At 61.4% G+C, this 1,295-nt stretch carries 2 protein-coding genes; both read left to right on the top strand.

The window, feature by feature from the left end; translation table 11 throughout:
- The coding region (locus tag AC1DT3_RS21560; RefSeq protein ID WP_477467227.1) for an aminotransferase class IV at positions 1 to 265 on the top strand (265 nt) is incomplete at its 5' end.
- Between the two features lie 135 nt (positions 266 to 400).
- A partial coding sequence (locus tag AC1DT3_RS21565) for a dipeptidase (protein ID WP_477467228.1) occupies positions 401 to 1,295 on the top strand: 895 nt, incomplete at its 3' end.

Below are 1,295 nucleotides of genomic sequence, written 5' to 3' on the forward strand. Positions count from 1 at the left end.
TCCCAATTCCAACGCCGTCCTGCCGGGATGCACCCGCAAGGCGCTGATGGCTCTTGCCGCCGAACGCCAGATTCGGATCGAGGAGAGACCGATTTCCYTTGAGGAGGCGCTGGCCGCCAAGGAGGCTTTCATCACCAGCGCGTCGACCTTCCTGCAACCAGTCGTGGCGATCGATGGCCGCAATGTCGCGGACGGAAAACCAGGGCCGCTGGCCACGCGCCTTCGCGAGATCTACATCGACTTTGCCCGCGCGACGGCGCAGTGATCATGTAGAAAAGGTAAGTTTCTCGCGAGAACCGAGAATCGCTCGGATGTTGCTTGATTTGCTCCCTTCGGTTCGTTCAGGCTCAAGACGGAACTTTCCTCGGCGCACGGCGTCTTTTCCCGGTATTCCTGCCCCATGACAACAGATGCTCCGCTCGTTCCTGTATTCGACGGACACAACGACGTTCTGCTTCGCCTCTGGCGGTCGGGAAGCAAGACGGCTGAACAGGACTTTCTTCGGCTCGGAAGCTCGGGTCACATCGACCTTCCGCGCGCGAGGGCAGGCGGCTTCGCTGGCGGACTTTTTGCCGTCTACATTCCATCGGTCGGACATCCTCCGGAAGCGCCGGGCCTCGCCGAGGCCCAGGCGTCCACGATCGAACTGATTTCGCTCCTCGCGCGCATCGAGCGCGCATCGGATGGTGGGTTGAGGATTTGCCGGAACGGTCGCGATATCCGCAACGCCGTTGCCGATCAGGCCATTGCTGCGGTCCTTCACATCGAAGGCGCCGAAATGATCGACCCCGATCTGAAGATGCTCGACATGCTCCATCAGGCCGGGTTGCGCACGATGGGTCCGGTGTGGAGCCGCTCGAATATCTTCGGGCACGGCGTGCCGTTTCGGTTTCCCTCAACGCCCGATATCGGGCCGGGCCTTACCGACGTGGGCAAGGCGTTGGTGCAGGCCTGCAATCAATTGCGGATCATGATTGATCTGTCGCATCTCAACGAGCAAGGTTTCTGGGACGTGGCCGCGATCTCCGATGCGCCGCTCGTCGCAAGTCATTCGAATGCTCATGCGCTGACCCCGCATTCCCGCAATTTGACGGACCGGCAGCTCGATGCGATCCGCGAGCGGGATGGTCTCGTCGGAGTCAATTTCGGGACGATGTTCATGCGGATCGATGGCCGCAAAGACCCCGAAACGACCCTGGACGATCTGGTGCGCCATATCGACTACCTCGTCGAGCGGATCGGCATCGATAGGGTCGGCTTCGGATCGGATTACGACGGGACGACGGTGCCGGCGG

The organism is Microvirga sp. P4_G7, from assembly GCF_056401005.1.